23 protein-coding genes and 1 pseudogene are annotated in these 23,947 nt (G+C 45.7%); 11 read left to right on the top strand and 13 right to left on the bottom strand.

The genetic code is table 11. The features are described 5' to 3' along the window. Positions 1–37: 37 nt before the first annotated feature. The 5 genes from FS736_RS04780 to FS736_RS04765 form a co-directional block, all read right to left on the bottom strand. On the bottom strand, positions 38–370 hold the full coding sequence (locus FS736_RS04780) for a DUF3243 domain-containing protein (RefSeq protein ID WP_144475226.1): 333 nt from the start codon (positions 368–370) through the stop codon (positions 38–40). A 369-nt stretch (positions 371–739) separates the two neighbouring features. Next, entirely contained in the window at positions 740–877 is a 138-nt protein-coding gene (locus tag FS736_RS24150; RefSeq protein ID WP_176167229.1) for a hypothetical protein, read from the bottom strand. A gap of 337 nt (positions 878–1,214) precedes the next feature. Beyond that, positions 1,215–1,850 (bottom strand): Bax inhibitor-1/YccA family protein, encoded by a 636-nt coding sequence (locus FS736_RS04775; protein WP_186326658.1) that lies wholly within the window; start codon positions 1,848–1,850, stop codon positions 1,215–1,217. A 78-nt stretch (positions 1,851–1,928) separates the two neighbouring features. Next, the gene (mscL, locus tag FS736_RS04770; protein ID WP_144475224.1) at positions 1,929–2,297 is read right to left on the bottom strand and encodes a large-conductance mechanosensitive channel protein MscL; all 369 of its coding nucleotides are present in this window, start codon (positions 2,295–2,297) and stop codon (positions 1,929–1,931) included. A gap of 101 nt (positions 2,298–2,398) precedes the next feature. Then, complete coding sequence (locus FS736_RS04765; RefSeq protein ID WP_144475223.1) at positions 2,399–3,898, bottom strand: response regulator transcription factor; 1,500 nt, start codon at positions 3,896–3,898, stop codon at positions 2,399–2,401. Positions 3,899–4,103: 205 nt separating this feature from the next. On the opposite strand from FS736_RS04765, the gene FS736_RS04760 reads away from it, so the two are divergent. From FS736_RS04760 to FS736_RS04750, 3 genes are read left to right on the top strand one after another with little or no spacing between them, the layout of a single operon-like run. After that, positions 4,104–4,676, top strand: a complete 573-nt coding sequence (locus FS736_RS04760; protein ID WP_144475222.1) for a DUF6230 family protein — start codon at positions 4,104–4,106, stop codon at positions 4,674–4,676. A gap of 14 nt (positions 4,677–4,690) precedes the next feature. Further along, entirely contained in the window at positions 4,691–5,083 is a 393-nt protein-coding gene (locus FS736_RS04755) for a DUF6114 domain-containing protein (protein ID WP_144475221.1), read from the top strand. 12 nt (positions 5,084–5,095) lie between these two features. After that, the gene (locus FS736_RS04750; protein ID WP_144475220.1) at positions 5,096–6,373 is read left to right on the top strand and encodes a hypothetical protein; all 1,278 of its coding nucleotides are present in this window, start codon (positions 5,096–5,098) and stop codon (positions 6,371–6,373) included. Between the two features lie 31 nt (positions 6,374–6,404). On the opposite strand, the gene FS736_RS04745 is transcribed toward FS736_RS04750, so the two are convergent. From FS736_RS04745 to FS736_RS04730, 4 genes are all read right to left on the bottom strand, one after another. Next, on the bottom strand, positions 6,405–6,677 hold the full coding sequence (locus FS736_RS04745) for an acylphosphatase (protein ID WP_144475219.1): 273 nt from the start codon (positions 6,675–6,677) through the stop codon (positions 6,405–6,407). Positions 6,678–7,582: 905 nt separating this feature from the next. Next, positions 7,583–8,815, bottom strand: a complete 1,233-nt coding sequence (locus FS736_RS04740; RefSeq protein WP_144475218.1) for an aminopeptidase — start codon at positions 8,813–8,815, stop codon at positions 7,583–7,585. Between the two features lie 185 nt (positions 8,816–9,000). Beyond that, positions 9,001–10,269 (bottom strand): MDR family MFS transporter, encoded by a 1,269-nt coding sequence (locus tag FS736_RS04735; protein ID WP_144475217.1) that lies wholly within the window; start codon positions 10,267–10,269, stop codon positions 9,001–9,003. A 191-nt stretch (positions 10,270–10,460) separates the two neighbouring features. Further along, positions 10,461–12,554 carry a DNA topoisomerase III gene (locus FS736_RS04730; protein ID WP_144475216.1) on the bottom strand — a complete coding sequence of 698 codons (2,094 nt, stop codon included), beginning with the start codon at positions 12,552–12,554 and terminating at the stop codon, positions 10,461–10,463. 242 nt (positions 12,555–12,796) lie between these two features. Here FS736_RS04730 and FS736_RS04725 point away from each other — a divergent pair. Together FS736_RS04725 and FS736_RS04720 are read left to right on the top strand one after the other, a co-directional pair. Then, positions 12,797–13,228, top strand: a pseudogene (locus FS736_RS04725) (NUDIX hydrolase); the annotation flags it as partial. A 54-nt stretch (positions 13,229–13,282) separates the two neighbouring features. Further along, entirely contained in the window at positions 13,283–13,699 is a 417-nt protein-coding gene (locus FS736_RS04720) for a GNAT family N-acetyltransferase (RefSeq protein ID WP_144475538.1), read from the top strand. A 100-nt stretch (positions 13,700–13,799) separates the two neighbouring features. On the opposite strand, the gene FS736_RS04715 is transcribed toward FS736_RS04720, so the two are convergent. Further along, positions 13,800–14,117, bottom strand: a complete 318-nt coding sequence (locus tag FS736_RS04715) for a YbjQ family protein (protein ID WP_144475215.1) — start codon at positions 14,115–14,117, stop codon at positions 13,800–13,802. A 122-nt stretch (positions 14,118–14,239) separates the two neighbouring features. Next, on the bottom strand, positions 14,240–14,404 hold the full coding sequence (locus FS736_RS24145; RefSeq protein WP_186326657.1) for a hypothetical protein: 165 nt from the start codon (positions 14,402–14,404) through the stop codon (positions 14,240–14,242). Positions 14,405–14,708: 304 nt separating this feature from the next. On the opposite strand from FS736_RS24145, the gene FS736_RS04705 reads away from it, so the two are divergent. The 3 genes from FS736_RS04705 (at position 14,709) to cydB (ending at position 17,870) form a co-directional block, all read left to right on the top strand. Further along, positions 14,709–15,320: a peroxiredoxin gene (locus FS736_RS04705; RefSeq protein ID WP_260983520.1), complete on the top strand. Its 612-nt coding sequence runs from the start codon at positions 14,709–14,711 to the stop codon at positions 15,318–15,320. 179 nt (positions 15,321–15,499) lie between these two features. Beyond that, entirely contained in the window at positions 15,500–16,852 is a 1,353-nt protein-coding gene (locus FS736_RS04700; protein ID WP_144475212.1) for a cytochrome ubiquinol oxidase subunit I, read from the top strand. Further along, a complete protein-coding gene (gene cydB / locus FS736_RS04695; RefSeq protein WP_144475211.1) occupies positions 16,842–17,870 on the top strand; it encodes a cytochrome d ubiquinol oxidase subunit II in 1,029 nt (342 codons plus the stop codon). The genes FS736_RS04700 and cydB overlap by 11 nt, the downstream gene beginning before the upstream one ends. Before the next feature lie 355 nt (positions 17,871–18,225). Here the strand turns inward: cydB and FS736_RS04690 are convergent, their stop codons facing one another. Beyond that, complete coding sequence (locus tag FS736_RS04690) at positions 18,226–20,037, bottom strand: solute:sodium symporter family transporter (RefSeq protein ID WP_144475210.1); 1,812 nt, start codon at positions 20,035–20,037, stop codon at positions 18,226–18,228. A 172-nt stretch (positions 20,038–20,209) separates the two neighbouring features. On the opposite strand from FS736_RS04690, the gene FS736_RS04685 reads away from it, so the two are divergent. Continuing rightward, a complete protein-coding gene (locus FS736_RS04685) occupies positions 20,210–20,584 on the top strand; it encodes a DnaJ family domain-containing protein (RefSeq protein WP_144475209.1) in 375 nt (124 codons plus the stop codon). 85 nt (positions 20,585–20,669) lie between these two features. Here FS736_RS04685 and FS736_RS04680 read toward each other — a convergent pair whose 3' ends face one another. Further along, positions 20,670–22,151, bottom strand: coding sequence for a methyl-accepting chemotaxis protein (locus tag FS736_RS04680; RefSeq protein ID WP_144475208.1), 1,482 nt, complete (start codon positions 22,149–22,151; stop codon positions 20,670–20,672). Positions 22,152–22,353: 202 nt separating this feature from the next. On the opposite strand from FS736_RS04680, the gene motA reads away from it, so the two are divergent. Both motA and motB read left to right on the top strand, forming a co-directional pair. Continuing rightward, positions 22,354–23,148 carry a flagellar motor stator protein MotA gene (motA, locus tag FS736_RS04675; RefSeq protein ID WP_144475207.1) on the top strand — a complete coding sequence of 265 codons (795 nt, stop codon included), beginning with the start codon at positions 22,354–22,356 and terminating at the stop codon, positions 23,146–23,148. Beyond that, positions 23,141–23,911 (top strand): flagellar motor protein MotB, encoded by a 771-nt coding sequence (gene motB / locus FS736_RS04670; protein WP_144475206.1) that lies wholly within the window; start codon positions 23,141–23,143, stop codon positions 23,909–23,911. The genes motA and motB overlap by 8 nt, the downstream gene beginning before the upstream one ends. Positions 23,912–23,947 lie beyond the last annotated feature (36 nt).

Genomic DNA, 23,947 nt, shown 5'->3' with positions numbered 1-23,947 from the left:
ACGGATAAAATAAAAAATCGCCCGAGGGCGATTTTTTCTATTCAGCCAATTTCACAAGCATATGGGCAAGGGCATGCTGCTGTTCTTTATTGCCAACCTTCCAAAGCTCCTGCAAAAGCTGCTCCTCTTTATTGCGAGGTGCTACGTTCTCCGCGAGATAACCGGCTACCTTTTCGGCGGTCTTTGCCAACTGCTCCTCATTTAAACCAGCTGTTTTACCAAGATTGATCCGTTTGCTTAAATAGGTCCTGAACTCATTGAAATCACCAAGGATCTCATCCGCCTGCTGCGTATCCATGCGATCAAGAGTCTCCTCTACCTTGCTCGTATCCACTTCGCCATCTTTATGAATCATATGATCTTTTTCCATGTGTAAAAACCTCCTCGTTAAAGATAGTTATTAAATACCCTGTTGCCGGAATCTAGTAAACATTTGGGAGCACATTCAAGGTTGGAAGGTTAATGAAGCATATAGTGACCGCTCTTTTTCATGTGTTTAAACGCCGATTGGTTTAATACTTAGAAGCTCTTTTGGTATGTGATGAAGTGGTTTTTAAAACTTTAGTAGAGCTTAGAAACAAGGTGACGAAATTGCCCTGTGTGTAATACAACCCAAAAGAGTTTAATCAAAAAAGGTGCTGGCCGCTTGGCCTGCACCTTTTTTGAGTCCGACATCCGGACGATGGGAGGAGTATCTCAGCTGTTGCTATTCAATTTTGCGCTCTGGGGTGAATCGATATTAAATATATCGATTTAAGACCAGCGTGCCTTGAGACAGCAGCGCGAATCTTCCTCCGCTTGCATAGCCAATGACGTATTCCGAAGTCGCCGTGAAGTCTTTCAACTTAACCAGTCCCTTCCTTACTAGTATTGGCATTGCTCCAATCCTGCGGACTAACTTAGAGGAGTGTCCTGCTCAAGCTATTCAAAAACAATGGTGTCAATCGATGTTAAGTCCATCGATTTAAGACCAGCGTTCCTTGAGATAGCAACGCAAATCTTCCTCCATGTGCTAAGCCAATGACATATTCCGAAGTCGCCGTAAAGTTTTGCACTTTAACCAGTCCCTTCTAGTTTTTGTATTGGCCTTGCACTATATATATACCCGGATGAAATCACAGAAAACTCTTAAAACTTGATAAAAACATGGTAATTTAACCAAATATTGGTGCAAGCGAAAAGGCAGCCGCAGTGGACTGCCTTTTGAATCATATTTAGTCATTACTGGATAGGATCCCGAAGAAACGAAGGATATATAGGAAAAGATTGATGAAATCCAGATACAGGTTCAAAGCCATCAGCGGCACTTCTTCCGGACTCACTCCATAATGTTTCATCCTATTGAAATCGAATAAAACATACCCACTGAAGACAAGTATTCCGATGAAGGAATAAGCCATCATACCCGTTGAGCTAAGCGGCCAGATCCAGTTAAAAATGCTAACCGCAATCAAAGCAAGCAAGGCTGCCATCAGCATGCCGCCAAGAAAGCTGAGGTCACGCTTTGTTTTTGTCGCATAAATTGCAAGACCAGCGAAAACAACTGTTGTAGCCCCGAGCGCGTTGATCACAACATTGGCACCAGAAACCGCGATGTAATGGGCAATGGCCGGATACATCGTCATTCCGGAGATGAACGTAAACGCATAAAGGAATGCATAAGATATCGCCTTCCTTTTTCGTAAAAAGAACACCCCAATCAGCATCGCAAGCTCAATGATAACGAGCGGAAGGAACAGTGCTGGCGGAACGAACACTCCTGCCATTGTGCCAATGAAGGCGATTGCCAGGGAAAAAGCGAAAGTTCTCATTACCGATGGCATCATGGAATGATCAGAGTAAGCGTACATGAACAAGTCACCTCATAATATTATTTGATTATGTATACGGGTGACAGGCATCGCTGGTTTCATCCAGAGAGAAAAAATTTAAATGCTATTTTTTTCCCTTAGAAGATCTCGGATTTCTTTTAGAAGCTCTTCTTTTACATCTGGTGTAGGAGCTACAGGTTTAGCTTCTTCTTTTTTCCGGTAGCGGCTGATGATTTTGATGAAAATGAAGATGGCAAAGGCCGTGAGGAAAAAGTCTACAATGGACTGGACGAACGCGCCGTATTTTATCGTTTTGTAAGTAAGTGTTGAGAAATCCTCTCCAAATGAAAGCAGACCTACAATCGGCATAATAATGTCATCTACAAGTGAGGAAACGATTTTTCCAAAAGCTGCCCCGATGATGACCCCGACTGCAAGGTCAAGCACATTGCCTTTGAAGGCGAATTTCTTGAATTCATTCCACATTCAATATGTACCCCCTAAAACTAATATCTATTATATTTTGCGAGAAGGGGAGGGAAAAAGCAATAGGCCTGTTCCGCTAGTGGGAGCAGACCTAACTATTTTTATTGAATCAGTCTCATTTTCAAAGCTTTTACCGCAGCATCGGTCCGATTCTTGGCGTCCAGTTTATGGATAATGGCAGAAATATAGTCACGTACCGTATAGGCGCTGAGGTGAAGTGCGTCGGCTGCTTCATTGATGGAGGCGCCTTCTGCGATGAGCTTGAGTACTTCTCGTTCACGGATGGTCAAGACGGCATGCTGGACGCCAAAGAGCTGGACGGCATCCTCGTAATACTGGTTCAATAATTCGCCGCCATATTGTCCGAACTTGATGAGAGCCGTCAGAGTCTGATTGTTGACGGTGAATGACTTATTTTCTCCGCGGTCAAGAAGCGCGAGGCCAATCAGTTTATTCTCAGCCGGTACGTAAATCGGCAGGACGACAAGGGACTTCAAACTATACTCTCTTACATATTTTCCTGGCAAAATTTCGGCAGCGTCTTCGATGAAAATCGGCTTTGAATGGCTGAAATGCTTTAAGTATTTACGCAAAAGCGGAAATTCGGCGATACTCTCCTTAATATGCTGGACCGAGCCCGTATTGACATTATGTGCGTGGACGCCAACACCGCTGTGCTCGCCTGGTGAATAGATGAAAAGGGCGCAGCGCGAAAATGGAAGGTAATCAACCAGACCCTGGGTGATCATTTTGACTGCTTCCGAGGCGCTTTGCGAATGAATCAGCCGCTGCTGGAACAGGAGGGTGGCATCCTTCCACTCAAGCTCGCTTTCCAGATGATTGAGTTTCATCTGCTTCAAGTACATTTTTCTCAGAGTTTCTTTTTGCCCATCTGTGATTGTCTCAGCCGGGTCCTTTATACAAATCATCAAGGTTTCAGTCAAACAGGGAATTGTGATGATCTGAGGTGCTTCCTGGCCTGGAGACAGCAATCTGCTAAGGGCCGTCGACAAATCAGCCAGATGGTCTGCTTGAAGGCTCTCACACATGGTGACAAGCTGTTCGGTTGCCGGCTGAGCTTCAGCGCAGACGACTTTATTAACCTTGTATCGGTTTTTTTCATTACGGATCACCGCGAGCCAATTGCTTCGGACAGTCCGCAGCCCGACGATGGTCTTCAGCCATTTGTCATCCTGGTATTCCAGCCGCTGTGTGCGCAGGACCTTATCGATGATCCTCGTGAAAAAAACCTGAATTGCCTGGTGATCAAGGAATCCAGCATTCTTTCTTTTTAATGCTTTATGAAATAGATTTTCCACTGCGCTGATCAGGAAGATAGCATCAAAATCATCGACAAATTCGTGATGCCGCTTTTGCCATTTCAGGACCAGCAACTGGATGAAATCATTTGTAGAAACAAAAGTAGTTTTCGAAAGATTGTTGAAGCCATAAACAATCATCCGCTCAAACTCTGATACAAGGTCGTTTTGCCAGGCCCTTAAATCCTTCTTTAAAAAGGACCATTCTTTAAGAAAAGGTTTCTCGTACTCTTTTAAGAGAAATAACCCTCTTATGGCTAAATCCTCAATTTTATGTTCCATCAGGCAACCCCACTCTCAGATTCTGGTAAAATATCATTCGTTTAAAAATTCAGATTTTTGTCCGTCATCTTCTTATACCCCGACATTTAACGGGGTTAACTTGTTGTTAACGATTTTTTTCGGAGTTGTTCGCCTCATTTTTCGGGGGTATAGTATGGGGAGAATTAATTTTGAATTTTAAAAATATTTAACGGAGGTGGCTTCCTTGAATGGAGCTGTCGTAATGGAAAGCAAGACGAATAAAAAGGTGTTTTGGGGTGCGCTCGCATCAGGATTGCTAGCGCTTGGAATCCTGCTGGTGTCCTTCGGGGTATCCGGAGTAGCGTATGCTGTACCGATTGCCGGAGTAGGGGATTTTTATGTTGAATTCGATAAGCTTGAGGGAAAAGGCTATAAATTTTACCCAAAACTCGGCGAGACGAGCAGCTCAGACGCTGCACCGCAAGGAACCAATATCATCGATACCCTGACAATCGACAATTTGAAGTTATATAAGGATTTTCAGGTAGGCGGGGAGTGGATTCGCGTAAAAATCCAGGCTTCAAAGCCAGTACAGATTTCCGGTCTCCAGCATGATGCCGGGCTGATTGAAGCAAATGCCAAGTTCCAGAACCTCGCGCTTAAGGAAAACAACAGTACGGACTGGACAAAGCAATTCGAGCAGACTTCAAGCACGATCACTCTTGAGAATGCAAAATTGAAAACGCATTATTTATTCCAGGAGACCATCAATATGGCGGGTATGAAATTGACCGTGGAAAAAATCGATAAGAAATAATCGAGGTGATAGATATGGTTTTTAAAAAATGGAGGCATACAAGGCCTTTTTTCGGATCGATATTGACCGTACTAAGCGGGCTGATGATTCTATGGGTGCCGTTGAACCTTTATATGAGCACATTCCTGCCAGGGTCGGTCGCAGTCATCGGCTTGCTGTTTGGCGGATTGATCACGCTGATGGGATTGATGTCATTCTTTTTGCCAGGTGCCTCTAAAGCATTAGGCATCATCGTCATTTTTTTATCCATTCTATCAGTCATTGGCGCTTTGGGAGGCTTTCTGTTCGGAACAATATTCGGCATTATTGGCGGTGCATTGCTTACTGCATGGCGAATCGTACCAGCAGAAGAGTCATCAAAATCGCCAGGCTCGGACGTTACAGAGCAGCCAGCCAAAACGGGGTAAAGGGGAGAAAAAATGAAGATTGTCAAACATCGGTTGTTTTTAATCGGAATGTGCATTCAATTGGCTGCATTATCCTTTCTCCCTTTTATTGAAAAAGCGAATGCAGCTGGAAGTGACAGCGACGGGTTCATCATCCAGGCTGACAGAGTCGTCGGAGAGAATATGAAGGCAACGATCGTGGCTGGCGAGACGTCCGGCTCGAAGGCAAAGCCGATGCTGCGGATCACCTACGATTCCGCACAGATTTATGGCATGAGACTGACTAAACAATTCGCGACTCCAGGAGGAACTGTAAGCATCACAATGAAAGCGAGCGGACCTGTCCATATTAAAGGGATGCAGGTCGATGCCAGTGCGATTTCTTTCCAGGGAGCATGCTTGCACGCATCTAAAATCATACCTAATGCTGCGCTCGAAGGAGTGACGATGGTCGCCCATTCCATGAAAGCCGCCAACAGCAGCCTCGACCAGCTGCAGCTTCAGACAGTCAGCGGCAATGGCGGAGTCCAGAAACCAGGCACCTTGCAAATTTTACAGGAACTTGGATCGATGCCATTTGAACAGATGAAGAAGGAGATTGGAAAAATCACCAGCGGCCAGCTTCCGCTTACATGCGAGGGAGAGGAGGAAAGTGAGGATGCGGTCGGATCCATCACAAATCCAGCCGATGAGCTTCTTGACGACGTGACCGACCCAGTCGATGACGCGATTGGGAAAGTGACCGATCCTCTCGATGATACGATTGAAAAGGTGACCGACCCACTGGATGACACAATTGGAAAGGTGACCGACCCACTCAAGGAGGCGACCGATCCGCTGAAAGATACTGTTGAGAAGGTAACCACACCGGTCAAAGATACAGTAGACAAGGTAGTGTCACCTGTGGATAAGACGGTGGGCAAAGTAACAGAGCCCGTGAAAGAGGTTGTCAAAGAAACGACTGACACCGTCAAAAAAGTGACTGATCCCGTGACAGAACCAGTGAAAGGGACAGTTGACGCCACCGCAAAATCTGCCTGTGAAAAGCTTAAAGCTGCGAATGGCGAAATCACCAAAGAACTGGCCCTGGAATTGATCGACAAGGCCCTGGCGGAAAACAAGATGCTGGATGAACTTTGTCCAACAGACAAGACCTTGACAGATCAGCTTGAAAGCTTGACGGAAGGCCTGCTCGATTCATTGGGCCTGCTTAACCTGCTGGGATTGAAACCGAGCGAGGAAGAACAGCTGAAAAAGATGAGAGAAGCCATTCTAAAGGAACCAGATGAATCAATCATCGATTTTGACTAACAGAAAAGGCAGAGGATCATTCCTCTGCCTTTTAATATTTTATTGCGAAAGATTTATAGGTTTCGGTATTTTCAATTTCGTTCACTTCTATGTGGTCAACAGTGGAAAAAGGATTGCCCCTTCGCACCTCATCAATGAACTTCTCGAGATCAACTTTAGCACCTGAAGCAAGAATCTCAACGCCGCCTTCCCGAAGATTCCTTACCCAGCCTGTAATTCCAAACTGAATAGCTTTCATTTGTGTATAGTACCGATACCCAACACCCTGAACCTCTCCTGACACAATAATCTGTAATTGAATCAAGACGTCGCCCCCAGATAAACAATTAGGTTAACAATATATCTAATATTATATGTAAAGTTTCCTTGATAACTTCATTATAGCACAGTGATATAGGGTGCATAAGGGAAAAGGAAGTTTTAATTTTAGCAGGATTTTTTTGTGAAACTATATTAAGCTCGTGATTTTGACAGGTTTGTTGGGAGGAGGGGGAAAGGTGTCAAGAAAAGGCTGTGATTTAGACAGGTTTGATGGGAAGAGGGGGAAAGGTGTCAAGAAAAGCATGTAATTTTGACAGGTTTGATGAGAGGAGGATTAAAGCTGTCAAGAAAAGAGCGTGATTTAGACAGGTTTGATGGGAAGAGGGTTAAAGCTGTCAAGAAAAGCCCATGATTTTGCCAGGTTTGATGAGAAAAGAGGAAAAGCTGTCAAGAAAAGCATGTAATTTTGACAGGTTTGACTGAGTAGAGGAAAAGCTGTCAAGAAAAGCATGTAATTTTGACAGGTTTGATGGGAAGAGGGTTAAAGCTGTCAAGAAAAGCCCATGATTTTGCCAGGTTTGATGAGAAAAGAGGAAAAGCTGTCAAGAAAAGCATGTAATTTTGACAGGTTTGACTGAGTAGAGGAAAAGCTGTCAAGAAAAGCATGTAATTTTGATAGGTTTGATGCGAAGAGGATTAAAGCTATCAAGAAAAGAGCGTGATTTAGACAGGTTTGATGGGAAGAGGGTTAAAGCTGTCAAGAAAAGCCCATGATTTTGCCAGGTTTGGTGAGGAAAGAAGGAAACCTGTCCGAAACAGAGTCAAGTTCGGACAGGTTGGAGGGCAAGAGCAGGAAAGCTTTCCGAAGCAGAGCGGAAGTCCAGAAAGTCCTCACAAAAAACAGCCGAACAAAATGTCCGGCTGTTACCTTGAATATTAATCACAATCTTACAGTGCCCAGTCACCATTGCGGAATACTGGTTCAGCTGTACCATCGGCTGTGATGCCGTCGATATCCATTTTATCAGAACCGATCATGAAGTCGACGTGGGTGATGCTTTCGTTCAGGCCGTTTTCAGCCAGTTCTTCGGAAGACATCGTCTTGCCGCCTTCTACACAGAAAGCATAAGCGCTTCCTATTGCGAAGTGGTTGGATGCGTTCTCGTCAAATAATGTGTTGAAGAACAGTACATTTGATTGAGAGATTGGCGAGTTGAATGGTACAAGGGCAACTTCACCAAGATAGTGTGAACCTTCGTCGGTCGCAACTAGCTGCTTGAGGATTTCTTCGCCTTCCTCTGCTTCGACGCCGACGATTTTTCCATTTTCAAAAGTAAGCTTGAAGTTGTCGATGATGTTTCCGCCGTAGCTAAGCGGCTTTGTGCTGGAAACATAACCGTTTACGCCTGTTTTTGACGGAACAGAGAAGACTTCTTCAGTCGGCATGTTGGCCATGAATTCGTGACCTTGCTCGTTCACACTGCCAGCGCCGACCCAGATATGCTTTTCTGGAAGCTCAACTGTCAGGTCTGTGCCCGGTGCTTTGTAGTGAAGTTTCTTGTAACGCTTGCTGTTCAGGTAGTCAACTTTTTCATGAAGGGAAGAGTCGTGCTGTTTCCATGCAGCCACCGGATCCGGAGTATCAACGCGGACTGCCTTGAAAATCGCGTCCCAAAGCTTTTGGACTGCAGTTTCAGGAGAATCCTCAGGGAACACCATTTTTGCCCATCCTTCAGAAGGAGCAGCAACAACTGTCCAGCTGACTTTATCAGATTGTATGTATTTGCGGTATTTTGAAAGTGCTGTTCCAGCAGCTTTCTGGAAGTTTGCGATGCGTTCGGACTTAACACCTTTCAACAGGTCAGGACTTGAAGACACGATCGACATGAATGCTGCACCATTTTCAGCCAGGTCTTCCATTTCACGTGCGCGCCATTCAGGATATTCGTTGAATGCTTCATCAGGTGCAAGATCGTATTTCGTCCTGTTCACAACATCATCATTCCAGTTGACGACAACGTTTTTAGCACCTGCATCATATGCCTTTTTCACAACAAGACGGACAAAATCAGCAGAGTCAATCGTCGTATTGATGACAAGCGTCTGGTCTTTCTGGATGTTCACGCCAACCTTGACAGCAAGGTCCGCATATTTTTCTAAGTTCGTTTGGAAATCACTCATTTATTTCGCCCCTTTTCTGAATCTTCTTTTATATTGTAACGATTTCATAGGAAAAAAGAAACTTAAGACATTCGACTTTTGCAGACAATGGGAGAGCTCGCCTAAGATGCTTTTTAATATCCGACTATGAAAACAACCCATGCAGGCCAGGTTCCCTGCATGGGTTTTTTAGCACATTATTCTTCCTAAACATCTGCTGACTTCCTGTTCTCATACATCCGGAACATCACCCAGAACAGCACCGCGCTTAAAACAGCGAGGATGCTCAGGATGGTGAAGGTCCAGCCATAACCGATCCATACGGTGAGCGGGATGCTGATTGGTGCAATCGTCCGGCCGATGGTATAGCGCAACGAAGCCGCTGCGAAATATTGGCCTCGCATTTTCTCGGGTGCCAGATTTGAAATGAAGGTTTGCTGCAAACCGGCCGTCATCAGCTCTGCCAGTGTGAAGACCGCCATTGCTAAAATCAACCCCCAGATCCAGTGTGTCGCGCCGAACATCAGGATGGAGACGGCATAAACAAACGACGATAACACAAATACATTCCGTTCAGGGAAGCGCGTTACCCACTTTGTCACAGCGACGGTGAAGAGAGCGACAAGCAATCCGTTCTCGGAGAGAATCAAGCCAAAGGCCTGCTCGCCATTTACGGTGAACACCTTGCTGCCCAGTTCTAAAACGGTTTGATTATTCACCATTTCCTTTGTATAAACAGGGAATAACAAATCGAGCTGCATGAAAGTCTGTGCTGCTAAAATCCCAGCGATGATGAACATGAGGAAAACTTTGTCCTGAATAATGACCTTGTAGTCAGCAATTTGTTCTTTAAGGAAATCATACCATTTCCCATTTTCCGCACGTGCCTGCTTAGCGGAAGAAGGCACCGTTTCACGCGTCCATTTTGCCAGGACAAGGGAAAGCAGGATCGAGATAATCGCAACGGCAATCATCAACTCAAATCGGTATTTCACGTAAAAAATCGCCCCCAATATCGGGCCGACAACAACGGCGATATTGATTTGTGTATAAAAAATCGCGAACACACTGCTGCGGTCTTTTTCAGGGACGACGTCGGCGACCATCGCCTGGCTCGCCGGCCAGTAGATGGAACCGAATACGCCGACAAGCGCGAAACAGATAAACCCAAGCATGGGTGAGGTGTACCATGGTGAGACCGCGTAGGCAAAAATAAGGAACGCGATGCCCTGTCCGAATGCTGATATCACCATCATCCTCTTGCGGCCGAATCTGTCTGCCGTATAGCCCCCAAGCAAATTGGCGAACACTGAGAACACCTGGGAAAAAATCAGCAGGAATCCAGCCTTGTCCTTCCCAAAGCTTTCGGCAAAATAAATCGTTAAAAACGGAAAAAACATCCAAAATGTTATATTCATCAACGCTTCGCCAAACAGGCGAATCTTCAGGTTCCGGTCCCAATCTCTTATTCTCATGATGGTGCTCCTTAGTTTCCTTTTAAATATAAGCTTTTCCTAGCGCCTGGCCCTCGAGGAGCTTGCACTTTTCGATTTTAATGACAACCAACGAATATCATACTACTTCGAAGGAATTTTTTACAAGTCACACCCTTCACTTCTATAAAAACAGCACCGTCAGATGATAATCTGGGGTGCTGCTCTAAAGACTATTCCTTATCCTCAAGTGCTGCTTTCAGCAGATCTCCAAGGCTTGTGCCGAAGTTTTCCTGGGATGGAGCGTATTTTTCCTTCAGCTTGCGTTCCTCGCGCTTCGTTACGCCTTTTTTCTTATCCTCAGCTTTTTCGACGACATTGCAGCGTCGGCATTGGAAGTAGGCGCCTGCCTTGCCGTTATGGATTTCCATCCGCTTGTGGCATTGCGGGCAGCGGCGCTGGGACAGCTTAGGGTCCTTATGCTTGCGGAAGTTGCATTCAGGGCTTGAGCAGACAAGGATGCGTCCTTCTTTTGTCTTGCGTTCCTTCATGAATTCTCCGCATTCAGGGCATTTTGAGCCAGTCAGGTTATGGGCACGATAGGTTTTGTCGCTTTTCTTGATCTCGGAAACAAGGAGGGAGGTTTGTTCACGTATCCGTTTTTTGAATGCCTTTGGATCGCCTTTGCCGCGGGCAATCTCCTCCAGTTCTTTCTCCCATTTCGCGGTGAGTTCAGGGGAGGTCAGTTCCTCGTTGACAAGATCAAGAAGCTGTTTCCCTTTCCGCGTTGAGAAGAGGCGGCCGTTCTGGCGCTCGACTACCTCTGATGAAATCAGGCGTTCGATGATTTCTGCCCTTGTTGCCGGCGTACCGAGGCCGAATTTCTCCATCTTTGAAAGAATATCTGATTCAGACAAACGCAAAGGCGGCTCAGTCTTCTTTTTGTTCACAGTCACCTGGCCGACATTGTAGCTTTTACCTTTTTCCAGATGGCCAAGGGATTGAGTAGCGGCGTCATCCTCATCTTTTCCAAGTACCTTTTTAAAGCCGATCTCAAGGATGTTCGTTTCGCGGGCAGATAATGTTTCTCCCTCGACCTCGAAGCTGGCATGGACAACCTCGTATTGGTAAGCTGGATAAAATAAAGCCAGGAACCGGCGGACAATCAAGTCGTACAGCTTCCGCTCATCAGGTGACAAATCTGCCAGATGAAGCCGTTCCTCTGTCGGGATGATGGCATGGTGGTCGGTAACTTTTTCATTATTGAAGACCCGGCGTGCCTCGACTTTGCCTTTTTGAGCGACTGCCGGTTTCGCTTCATCCCGATAACCTGACATGATTCCCTGAAGGCGGTCGAGCATCGTGGCTTCCATATCGGTCGTCAAATAGCGCGAGTCTGTCCGCGGATAGGTGACGAGCTTGTGCTGCTCATACAAACCCTGAAGCACATTGGATGTTTTCTTTGCCGAGAAGCCGAAGCGTTTATTGGCGTCACGCTGCAATTCTGTCAGGTCATATGGCAGCGGCTGCGGTTCGGATTTCTGTTTGCGATCGAGTGACTTCAACGCTGCTTTCTTATTGGATAGCTTCTTTTGAATTTGGTCTGCTTTTTCCTGTGAAAAAATACGCTTTTCGCCTTTATGGTCCCACTCAGCATTTAGAGATCCAACCTTTGCCTGGATGGTCCAGTAATCCTTCGGAACGAATTTATTGATTTCATCCTCGCGTTCAAGGACCATTGCGAGTGTTGGAGTCTGGACCCGCCCTGCAGATAATGGATCCTTATATTTGGTTGTTAAAGCCCTGGAGACATTCAAGCCGATTAGCCAGTCAGCCTCGGCACGGCAGACAGCCGACTCGTACAGATCTTCATACTGCTTGCCAGGCTTCAGATTTTTAAAACCTTCCTTTATGGCGCGGTCTGTCTGGGACGAGATCCACAAACGCTTGATCGGCTTGCGCCAGTTGATGCGCTGAAGGATCCATCTTGCGACAAGCTCACCTTCACGCCCGGCATCGGTCGCGATGATGAATTCACCTACATCCTTGCGCTCAGCAAGATGTTCAATCGCCTTGAATTGGTGGCTCGTCTGCTTGATGACCTTCAGCCCCATTTTTTCAGGGATGATTGGGAGTTCTTCAAGCTTCCAGACTTTATACTTCGGATCATAGTTCTCCGGCATCTTCAATTCGATCAAGTGGCCAAGTGCCCAGGTGACGATGTATTGATTTCCTTCAAAATAACTTTTATGCGTTTTATTGCAGCCAAGCACACGCGCCAGTTCGCGGGCAACACTTGGTTTTTCTGCAAGGACTAATGATTTCATGATTGCTCCTTTCAAAACAAAACAGTTTTGCTTATGCTTTACTTATAATATCATTTTATATGATTTCAACTTTGAGAATTGTCTAGCTACAGCGCCTAGCCCCTCGAGTCGCTTCGGTCCGCCCAATGAAGTCAAAGAACGACTTCATCGGTCGGTCCTCCAGCGCTTGTCGGGGCTGAGCGAGGCGCATCCGCTTTTCTTAGTATAATAGAAAAAAGCGATTTTTTGTAATGGAGGGAACCATGAGCGATTATATTAAAGAAATCCGTACCTTGATCGGCAGCCGTCCATTCATCCTGGCTGGTTCTGCGGTACTTGTTTTTAATAGGGAGTTTGAAGTATTACTGCAGCTTCGCGCTGATACTGGCAGGTGGGGGATTCCAGGGGGTGCGATGGAACCTGGCGAGAGTTTTGAAGTGACAGCCCGCAGAGAACTATATGAGGAAACGGGATTGCGCCTGAATACATTGAAGTTTTTGGATGTTATCGCTGGTAAGGAATATTACTTTCAATATCCGAATGGCGATGAAATTTATAATGCGATTGCCTTGTATGCCTGTACTGATTGGGGCGGAGAGCTGCAGATGCTCGATGGCGAAAGCAAGGAGCTGCGCTTTTTTGCATTGGACAATCTGCCTTCACTCCAGGGGAGGCCGGAATTGATAATAAACAAAATCAAGGACTATGGAATCCTGCCAATCATTAGGGAAATAGAACTAAATGACGTCATGGCAGCTGCTGAAGTTCTTGATCTTCAGAAAAAGTCGTACAGGATTGAAGCGGATCTGATTGGCACGGACGAGATCCCTCCGTTAAAAGAAACATTCGAACAACTGCAGAATTGCGGTGAAACATTTATGGGTTATTATATTGAAGGTGTGCTGGCAGGGGCGGTTTCCTTTAAGAAGGAAGGGAAGGTACTGGATATTCATCGGATGATGGTCCACCCAGACTCTTTCCGCAGGGGAATTGCCGGGAAGCTGCTGGCCGAGATTGAGCGCCAGGACTGCCAAGAAATCCTTGTCTCCACCGGGGCCGCCAATACGCCTGCCATCAAGCTTTATGAAAAACTTGGCTTTGTGCACCAACATGACTCAGTAGTCGGAAACGGACTGGTAATCGCTAATTTTAAAAAAGAATCATAAAAAGGACCAGGCAGTGTGCCTGGTCCTTTATCTGAAGTGATGCACATAAACCTTATACCTTATTTTAAACAATGGTTCTTGAAAACGAAGCCCAACAACCTTATTCCTTAATCCTGACGGCTGTCCCTGTTGCGATGCACATCATCATGCCTTCACGCAAGGTCTCAAAATCAAGGTCTACACCGATAACGGCATTTGCTCCCAGGCGGCGTGCTTTGTCCTCCATTTCGCGAAGCGCGATTTCACGGCCTTCAGCCAGTTTGTTCTCATATGCAGAACTCCTGCCGCCAATCACATCGGTGACACTTGCCAAAAAGTCGCGCACGACATTCGCGCCCATTATCGCTTCTCCAGAAACAACCCCCATGTATTGTTCAACTTCCTTGCCTTGCAGTGTCGATGTAGTGCTTACGATCATGTTTATTCCTCCCCGAATTTTATGTGCTGACTGTGAAAAGATTGTGTATGGATAACTATACGATGTTCGGTGGAAAAAGTTTCACAAAAAGAACCCGGCTATTGGCCAGGTTCAGGAATAACTTATACTTCATCTTCCTCAATCCGATTTTTGAAAGCTTCCTGGACAACCAGGAATTCCTCGTCTTCCTGTGCTTCGGTTTCAGGACGTTTTGCTTTCAGTGCATCTGCAGGCAAGTCTCCTGGATGGCCTTTTTTCTTATGGTTGAATTCTTTTCCTCTGCCCATTCGTGAACCCTCCTTTCTTGTCTCATGTAGTTTTTCCTGAGGGAACCTGAAATATAGAGGCTGTTTTCGTAAAGATTTATGTTAAAATCCTAAAGCCGATTTTAACGTGCTATAAAGCCATTTTGCAGTTCGTTTTTAAGTGTGCAAGCTCTTTTCTCATAACAAACTTTAATTTTGTGTAGAAAACTAGCTCATTCAATCCCATTATGTAGTCAATAGCAATAAAGTTTGAGAAAAGAGCCTTATAAAAAATGAACGGCATATGATTGTATAGATACAAATTTTATGAAAGGAGGGCGCTGGAATGGATGAAAAAGTGTATGCCAAAGATTTAGTGGAATGCCCGACTGTTTTTTGTGCAAACCGTGACGACCAGGCACCATTATTTACGGCAGATGCCTTGATCAATGGTGATATCAAGAAAATCAATCTGGAGGATTATCGTGGGAATTGGGTCATTTTATTTTTCTATCCGAGCGATTTCACTTTTGTCTGACCGACAGAGCTGGCGGCGGTCGCCGCTATTTATCCATATATAAAGTCGATTGGTGCAGAACTGATGTCCATCAGCACGGACAGTGTTTACAGCCATCGCGTCTTTAAAGAAACTTCACCATCACTGAAAAATGTGACGTTCCCGATGGTCAGTGACAGGACACAGGTCATCAGCCGTGCCTACAGGGTGCTGGATGAAACGACAGGAGCCTGCTTCAGGACTTCAGTTTTTATCGATCCCGAAGGCATTATCAGAGCCAAGTTGACTTATCCAAGAAACGTGGGGAGGAATCTCCCGGAACATCTGAGAATTCTCCAGGCACTGGAATATGCGAAGCAAACAGGGAAAGGCGTACCGGCGAACTGGGTGCCCGGGCAGCCTGGAGTCAGTACAAATCCCTCGAATATCGGAAATATTTAATGAGTGCAGGTCCTTAATACAGGGCCTTTTTTTTATGTCTGTGACGCGCATCACAAAATATAGGAAAGATGTCACAAAATATCTACAAAAATCTTCGATATCACTCACAAAGTTTTTTTAAAATAGAATTACGACTATGTTAATCTTTTCACAAACTAATGAATTTTGGAGGAATCAAAATGGATGAGGTCCTGATATTAAGCCGGATTCAGTTTGCTGTCACCGTGTTTTATCATTTCTTGTTTGTACCGCTGACGCTTGGACTGGTCATTCTTGTAGCCATCATGGAGACCAAGTATGCTCGCACCCTTGACCAGACGTATAAACGGATGGCGGATTACTGGGGAAAGCTGTTTGCGATCAACTTTGTTCTTGGAGTCATCACCGGCATTACAATGGAGTTCCAATTTGGGACGAACTGGTCCGAGTATTCGAAGTATATGGGGGACATTTTCGGTTCGCCGCTCGCGATTGAAGCACTGGCCGCTTTTTTTCTTGAATCGACCTTCATGGGCATCTGGCTGTTCGGCAAGGACAAGTTTTCGCCAAAAATGCGGGCTATCTCAATCTGGATGGTTGCGCTCGGCACGAATATCTCTGCACTATGGATCATAACTGCCAATGGGTTCATGCAAAATCCTGTAGGCTATGTCCTGAAAAATGGCCGTGTAGAGCTGAACAGCTTTACGGAGCTCGTTACCAATCCTTATGCATGGTATATGTTCGTACATACAGTCGTCAGTGCCTATATCGTTGGCGCGTTTTTCATGATGGCCATCAGTGCCTATCATTTACTGAGGAAAAATGAAACAGGGTTCTATAAAAAGTCTTTCAAATACGGGCTGGCAATGGCACTGTTCTCTGCCACGCTGACTCCATTCATCGGCCACCAATCCGGGGTATTCGCGGCAAAGATGCAGCCGGCTAAAGGAGCGGCGATGGAAGCAGTCTGGGAAACCCAGAAGGACATGCCTTTCCATCTTATACAGATTCCTGACCAGGAAAATGAGCGGAATGCGTTTGAAGCAATCAGCATTCCTAAACTTGGCAGCTTTTTTTACACGAATTCCTTCGATGGCGAGGTAACGGGCCTGAATGATATAGCGAAGGATGAACGGCCGAATGTTGAATTGGTATTTTACGCCTTCAGGGTGATGGTCGCGCTCGGCGTCTTTTTCCTGGCTGTATCATGGTATGGATTGTATTTGCACCGGAAAAATAAGCTCGAGAGCTCCCCTCGATATTTGAAACTCGTCCTTTACTCCGTGCTCCTTCCATACCTTGCAATTAACGCTGGGTGGATGGTGGCAGAGGCGGGACGGCAGCCGTGGGTGGTTTATGGATTGATGAAGACAACAGAGGGTGTGTCTCCGATTGCTGTATCACAAGTGGTCTTCTCACTGGCAGCGCTCGTCATTTTTTACACGGTTCTCCTGATTGCAGATGTCTATTTGATCATAAAGTATGCGAAAAAAGGGCCGGAATCAGAGGCCCAATATGGTCTTGAAGGAGGCGTGAAGCATGTCTCATGATACACTCGCGATTATTTGGTTTGGTCTTTGGGGCTTGATCTGGACCGTTTATTTCATCCTTGATGGATACACGCTCGGAACAGGGATGCTATTGCCCTTCACAGCGAAAAACCGCCAGGAAAGAAACCAGCTACAGGAAGCAGTCGGACCGTTCTGGGGCGGGAACGAGGTCTGGCTGATTACAGCCGGAGGTGCGACCTTCGCCGCATTCCCATCCGTCTATGCCGACATGTTCAGCTTTTTATACACACCGTTATTTCTCGTCTTGATTGCCCTGTTCATAAGGGCCGTCGGGCTCGAATTCATGCATAAGGATGACAACCCAATCTGGCAGGCAGCCTGCAAATGGAGCTTTTTTGCCGGAAGCTTCCTGATCGCCTTCTTGTTTGGAGTCACTTTCGCCAATTTGTATCGCGGCCTGATGATCGGGGCAAATGGCTACGAAGGGAATTTGTTCAGCCTTCTCAATGGATATGGGATTTTGGGAGGATTCCTGTTTGTTTCGCTGTTCCTTTTATCCGGGTCATTATGGATCCAGTTAAAAACATCAGGACAAACCGCAGTGCTGGCTTATAGGATTTCGCGTGTGTTGGCCGGAGTGGCACCAGCAATGCTGTCACTATTCTTCCTGGCAACAGTGAACCGGACTCCATTGCTGGATAACTACTCAGAGCATCCAGTTCTCTGGATTGTACCAATTCTCGCTTTGGCCGCGATGCTTTCATCAGCTTACTTTATCTTTAAAAAGAAAATCGGCTATGCGTTCACTTCAGTCTGCCTAACCATATTCGCAAAAATGGCGTTCGGATTCATCGGGATGTTCCCGAACATGCTGCCATCAAGAATAAACAGCACCTACAGTGTCAGTCTATTCGACGCAGCCGGAAGCAAACTCAACCTGACGATCATGTTCATTGTCGCAATCATCTTCGTGCCAATCATCCTTGCCTACCAATCATGGAGCTACACATTGTTCAAAGACAAAATCTTAAAAGAGAATGCGAAAGGATACCAATAAGAAAAGGCGTCTGGGTTGCCAGACGCCTTCTTTTTGAAGGAGTGATTTAAGCAGGGATTCTTTGGGCATTCGGGTTAAAGAGTTTCCTGGACAGTTCAAACAAAGTTCCGTTCCAAAATGACTAAGAAAAGCAGTTTCCTGGACATTTCAGACCAAGTTCCGTTCCGAAATGTCTAATAAAAGCAGTTTCTTAGGCATTTCAAACAAAGCTCCGTTCCAAAATGTCTAATAAAAGGGGTTTCCTGAATATTTCAGAGAAAGACTCACCTCAAAATATCCAATGAAATATACATGAACAGAGCGTTCAATACAGCAAAAATAAGACCTATTAGATTCACTCTAATAGGTCACATTTCTATGTTAAGTCCGTAACCGTACTTTTTAAATTTGCATTGGTGCTGATATTTCTTTCAATAACCGTATTTTCTTTTTTCAGGTATCTGGAGTAGGATCTGTTCCATTTTTTTATGGCAGCATAGGATAGAATCGCTGTGACTATGACGATACCTGCGATGACTGGCCAAAATGCTGTCGATACATAACCGCCGTCGTAGGCTAATCCGACCGGAGAAAACACAACATAGGTGATGGCAACGAATGCAAGCAAGATTATGGATACTGGCAATGTGTATTTCCACGGAACCATGTCAACAGCTGCTTCTGATCGGAAGGTATATGGTGTCACTCTTGGCCTCCAGATTCCAATCCCGACCATGATGGCGACTTCAGTCACGAACAGGATTGCGTATATATGAATGAAGTGGATTGGCACTGCATAATCGAACAGATGCTGGGTTCCCCAGACAAGCATATAGTATGTGATGACATGGAAGATGATCACAACTTTTGCTGCCAGTGCTGGTATTCGTTTTGAGAATATGCCGACAAGCAGGATGGCGATGATCGGGATATTGAAAAAGCCTGTGAATCTCCTGATCAGGTCCCATAAGCCCTCAGGCGCGTTCATCAACAATGGTGCAATACATAATGAAATGACTGCCAGAAGCGTGCCGGAAATTTTGCTTACGGAAATCAATTTTGCATCATCAGCTTCTCGATTAAAGCGCGCTTTATAGATATCGAGCGCGAACATTGTTGCAGCACTGTTCAGTAACGAGTTGAACGAGCTCAGGACTGCTCCGAGGAGGACGGCCAGGAAAAAGCCGGACATCCATTTCGGAAGGACATCGGAAATCAATGCCGGATAGGCGAGATCCACCGATTTCAAGCCGCCTCCATACATATGGAAAGCGATAACACCGGGAATCATCATTGTAAGTGGCACAAGCAGCTTATAAAACCCGGAGATTAATACACCTTTCTGTCCCTCAGCAAGGTTCTTTGTGCCAAGGGTTCTCTGGATGACATACTGGTTTGAAGCCCAGTAGAATAGATTGGCAAAAACCATACCGGTAAAAATGGTCCCAAAAGGCACGGAATCCTGCTTTGTCCCGATGGAGTTCATTTTTTCAGTGTCGGTCGTGGCGATTTGCTTAATGCCATCGCCGATACTGCCGTCTCCCAATGCGATCAGACCAAGGATCGGAACAAGCAGCCCGATGATGATTAAGCCGATACCATTTAAAGTATCCGAAATTGCGACTGCTTTGAGTCCGCCGAAAATTGCATAGATGGCACCGATGATGCCAATGATCCAGATGACAATCCAAACCGATGCTTCATAAGAAATGCCAAATAGTTCAGGAACGTTGAAAAGCTGCAGCACAGCCATGGCACCAGAATAAAGCATGGAAGGTGCAGTCACGAGTATGTATCCGAGCATGAACAGGAGGACAGTGTATTGTCTTACGCCTTCATCAAACCGCTTGCTCAAAAACTCGGGAAGGGTAGTGAAGTTGCCCCTGAGGTATTTCGGCAGAAGGTAGGTGGCCATGATAATGATCGCGAAGGCAGCTGTAACTTCCCAGGCCATGTTTGACATATTGGTGCGGTAAGCCTGGCCATTCAAGCCGACCAGTTGTTCAGCTGACAGGTTGGTAAGCAGCAGGGAACCGGCAATGAAACCGCCTGTCAGGCCGCGCCCAGCGAGGAAGTAACCTGCGGAATCACTGACCTCCCCTTTCGTTTTTATATAAGAATACCAGGCTACCAGACCCATGAAAAAGGCAGCCGAAACCAGAGTGAATCCAATTCCCCCAACATTCATTCAATGACACCCCTTGATGTGTAATTTTTTACTATTTAATAGCCTGCTTGCTGTATCTTTAAACCTTTAACGCGATAAAATATTATTTCCGAATATTTAAATTAGAAAAAAATGGATGAAAGTTATATACTAATGGTAGTTATGATGAATTTAATGGACTGGAGTGGTTCGGATGGATTTTTCAATGGTGGTTTCTGAGGATCGTATCAAGCGTGCTTATAAAGATGGAGAGTTTGAAAATCTGCCAAGCTACGGAAAACCGCTGATTCTGGAAGATTTGTCAGCTGTGCCGGAACACCTTAGAATGGCGTACAAGATGCTGAAAAACGCTGGTTTTTCACTAGAAGAACAGAGGCTCAGGCAGGAAGTGATGTCAATCGAGGACTTGATCCGAACTTGTGAAAATCCCGAAGAGAAAAACAGGCTGAACCAGGAACTCAGCGCCAAGTTGCTTAAGTACAATAAAATCATGTCCAGCAGGGGTGCCAGGACAAATTCCTCTATTTTTAAAAATTATGAACGGAAAATTGAAAAGAAACTATTATAAAGAAATGGCCAGGTGGAGAAATCCAACCTGGCCATCTTATTATTAGAGATAATTTTTCAGCAGGATAAGATGCCCGTAAGGTATCTTACGCACCAAGCTTCTCGATTTTTTCAGCTGCAGCGGCTGTCTGGCTGACGTAAACGGCAATTGTCTGGTTATCATCGTTCAATGTTTCGATCGTGGCGTTCATCTCTTCAAGGCCGGCAGTTGCCTGCTCGATGATTGCAGCCAGCTCACGTGTTGAAGCTTCGACATCGCCTGTCTGATTCTGGACATCGCCAACCATCAATTCGAATTGGCTGAATTGATTTGTCAGCACTTGCAAGGTACAACTGACATCTGCAAAGAAACCAGAAACCTCCTCTACAGCGGTGCGGCTATCCGCCAGTTTTTCACTGCTGTCATTCATTTTTTCCAGTGCAGCTGAGTTTGTTTCATTTACAGAAGAAAGGTTTTCGGTAATCTGGATGGCGGTTTCCTTCGTCATTTCCGCGAGCTTGCGAATTTCATTGGCCACGACGGAGAAGCCTTTGCCAGCCTCACCAGCACGCGCCGCTTCAATCGAAGCATTCAGGGCAAGCAAATTTGTTTGCTCAGTGATGTTGCGGATGTTGACGATGAAGCCATTCGTTTCTTCGATTTTCTTTGTCAGCATCGAGAATGTCTGGCTCAATTCGGAAATTGAAGCAGCAAGCTCTTTCATATCACCCTGAAGCTCGCTTATTTTTCCAGAACCGCTTTCTGTCGCTTTGGCAGCCTGTAGAGTATTATCTGAGAGCAGAACAGACATTTCCGACATTTCATCCATTCTTTGCTTTGTCAGCTCTGCATTCTCAGAAATCTGATTGATTTGTTCAGTCTGAACCTGGCTTCCGGCAGAAATTTCATTGACGGCGATTTTCATTTCTGTTTGGGAAGACAGATGGGTCTGGATTTGTTCATTTATTTTACCAAGACTCTCTGTCACGACGAGCAGTTCGCTATGCAGCAAGGCACTGTGCTGCTCTTTCCGTACTTTTTCATTTTCGGATTCAGCCAGGAAGGATTCCAGGGAATGAAAGGAATTCCTGTTCAGGCGGATCAGCACAAACAATACTGCACCCATCAACACATAGCAGAGCACGATGGCGGCGAAGGTGCTGCTTAAAAAGTCCTGGTTTTCTTTGGCCAGCAAATTGTTCATGATGACCGCAACCAAGCCGAGGCTGTAACCGGTAATGAAGATTTTCAGGTTGAAATGGATGGCTGAGAAGACAGCAAGGAATATCAGTACCAGCAAGAATGCCCCATTGCCGCCAAACATTCCGATATAGATGAAATGGTGGGTGAAAATAGCCGCAAATGCGGCATAAGGGAAGAGAGCCTCTTTCTTAAGCCATAGCTGCAAAATCAGGAAAAACAGGATGAAAAATGATAATTCACTTACATAAACCATCGTTTTAATGAATGGTTCTTTTTCAATCAGTGTATAGGCAGAAGTCGCAATCAAGGATACCGAATAGGTACTTAGCATCAAAACGTTCTTTTTTCTTGTATCCTGCCTGCGGAGATTTTCAATAGCCTCCACGTAAAATCCTCCTCAACTAATCAATTGTCTTTGCTTATGTTATATCGGCATAGAAATCTTCAATTTTAAACGCTTGGCTAAAAATTATTTTTGATCGCTAAATCACTTAAGATTTATAAAAATGTGTCGAAATAAAAAGAGATACTATGACAGTTTAGAGCTAGAGACAGAAATAGAAGTAAAGCAGACAGGGGAGTCGTACATGGATAAGTCGTCGATCATTGGTGTCATATTAGCGATCATTGCAGTCGGAGTCGGGATGGTATTGAAGGGTGTAAGCGTCAATGCGCTCGTGAATCCGGCGGCGTTCTTAATCATAATTGTGGGTACTGTTGCGGCGGTGTCAATCGCTTTTCCGGCGAAAGAACTGAAGAAAGTGCCCAAGCTGTTTAAAATCCTCTTCAAGGAACAGGAAAGTACTGATTTACCGTCATTGATCCGCCTGTTTTCTGAATGGGCCCAGCTTGCCAGAAAGGAAGGCCTGCTTGCGCTCGAAGCAAAAACAAGTGAGATTGAAGATGAATTTTTGAAAAATGGCTTATCGCTTGCTGTGGATGGACAGAGTGCCGATTACATCAGGGACGTGTTAACGGAAGAGGTTGAAGCGATGGAAGAACGCCATTTGTCAGGTGCGGCCATTTTCACCCAGGCAGGTACTTATGCGCCGACTCTCGGGGTTCTTGGAGCAGTAGTTGGTCTGATTGCTGCACTGAGCCATATGGATAATACCGATGAGCTTGGCAGGGCAATCAGTGCTGCGTTCGTTGCGACGTTGTTGGGGATTTTCACTGGGTATGTGTTATGGCACCCATTCGCCAATAAATTGAAGCGCAAATCAAAGCAGGAAGCACAAGTGAAATACATGATGATTGAAGGCATTCTTTCAATCCTTGAAGGGGAAGCGCCGCGAGTAATCGAGCAGAAGCTTGCTTCCTACCTGCCAGCTGGTGAACGGAAGCTGATACTTGAAGAAAGCGTCGTGACTCAGGATGAGTAAGAAAAGGAAAAAGAAGCATCATGAGGAACACATGGATGAGTCCTGGCTGATCCCGTATGCGGACCTGCTTACGCTCCTGCTTGCATTGTTCATCGTCCTGTTCGCCATGAGTTCGGTCGATGCCGTCAAGTTCCAGCAGATGTCGAAAGCGTTCAATGATGTTTTCTCCGGAGGGACAGGGGTATTTGAATTCCAGAGCCCGATGCCCGAAGGCCAGATGGAATCGCCTGATGAACGCAAGGAAGACGTCGAAAAGAATGATGAAGACAAGGCTGATGCCGCCAAAGACCAGAGGGAGCTTATGGCCCTCCAAGAGAAGGTCAACGCTTATATAGCTGAGAAAAAGCTGACAGACAAGCTGAATACAAAGCTGACGGATGAAGGACTGCTGCTGACAATCCGTGACAATGTCCTGTTTGAGTCGGGCAGGGCAGAAGTTCGTTCATCAGATATCAACATCGCAAATGAAATCGCGGACCTGCTGATCATGGAGCCTCCACGGAATATCATCATCAGCGGACATACAGATAATGTGCCAATCAGGACTGCGAGATACGAATCGAACTGGGAACTGAGCGTCATGAGAGCCGTTGAATTCATGAAAATCATTTTGAAAAATGAACAGCTCGACCCTCGCTGGTTCAGCGCAAAAGGATTTGGAGAGTTCCAGCCAGTCGCAACGAATGACACAGCAGAAGGCAAGGCAAGGAACCGCCGGGTAGAGATCCTAATCCTTCCGCGTACAAGCAATAATCCAAGTTAATAGACAATACCGCTGCCAGACGAAATGGCGGCGGTT

This window comes from Cytobacillus oceanisediminis 2691 (assembly GCF_007678455.1).
GTDB lineage: Bacteria > Bacillota > Bacilli > Bacillales > Cytobacillaceae > Mesobacillus > Mesobacillus oceanisediminis_A.
This window is presented reverse-complemented; position numbering and strand designations above follow the sequence as displayed.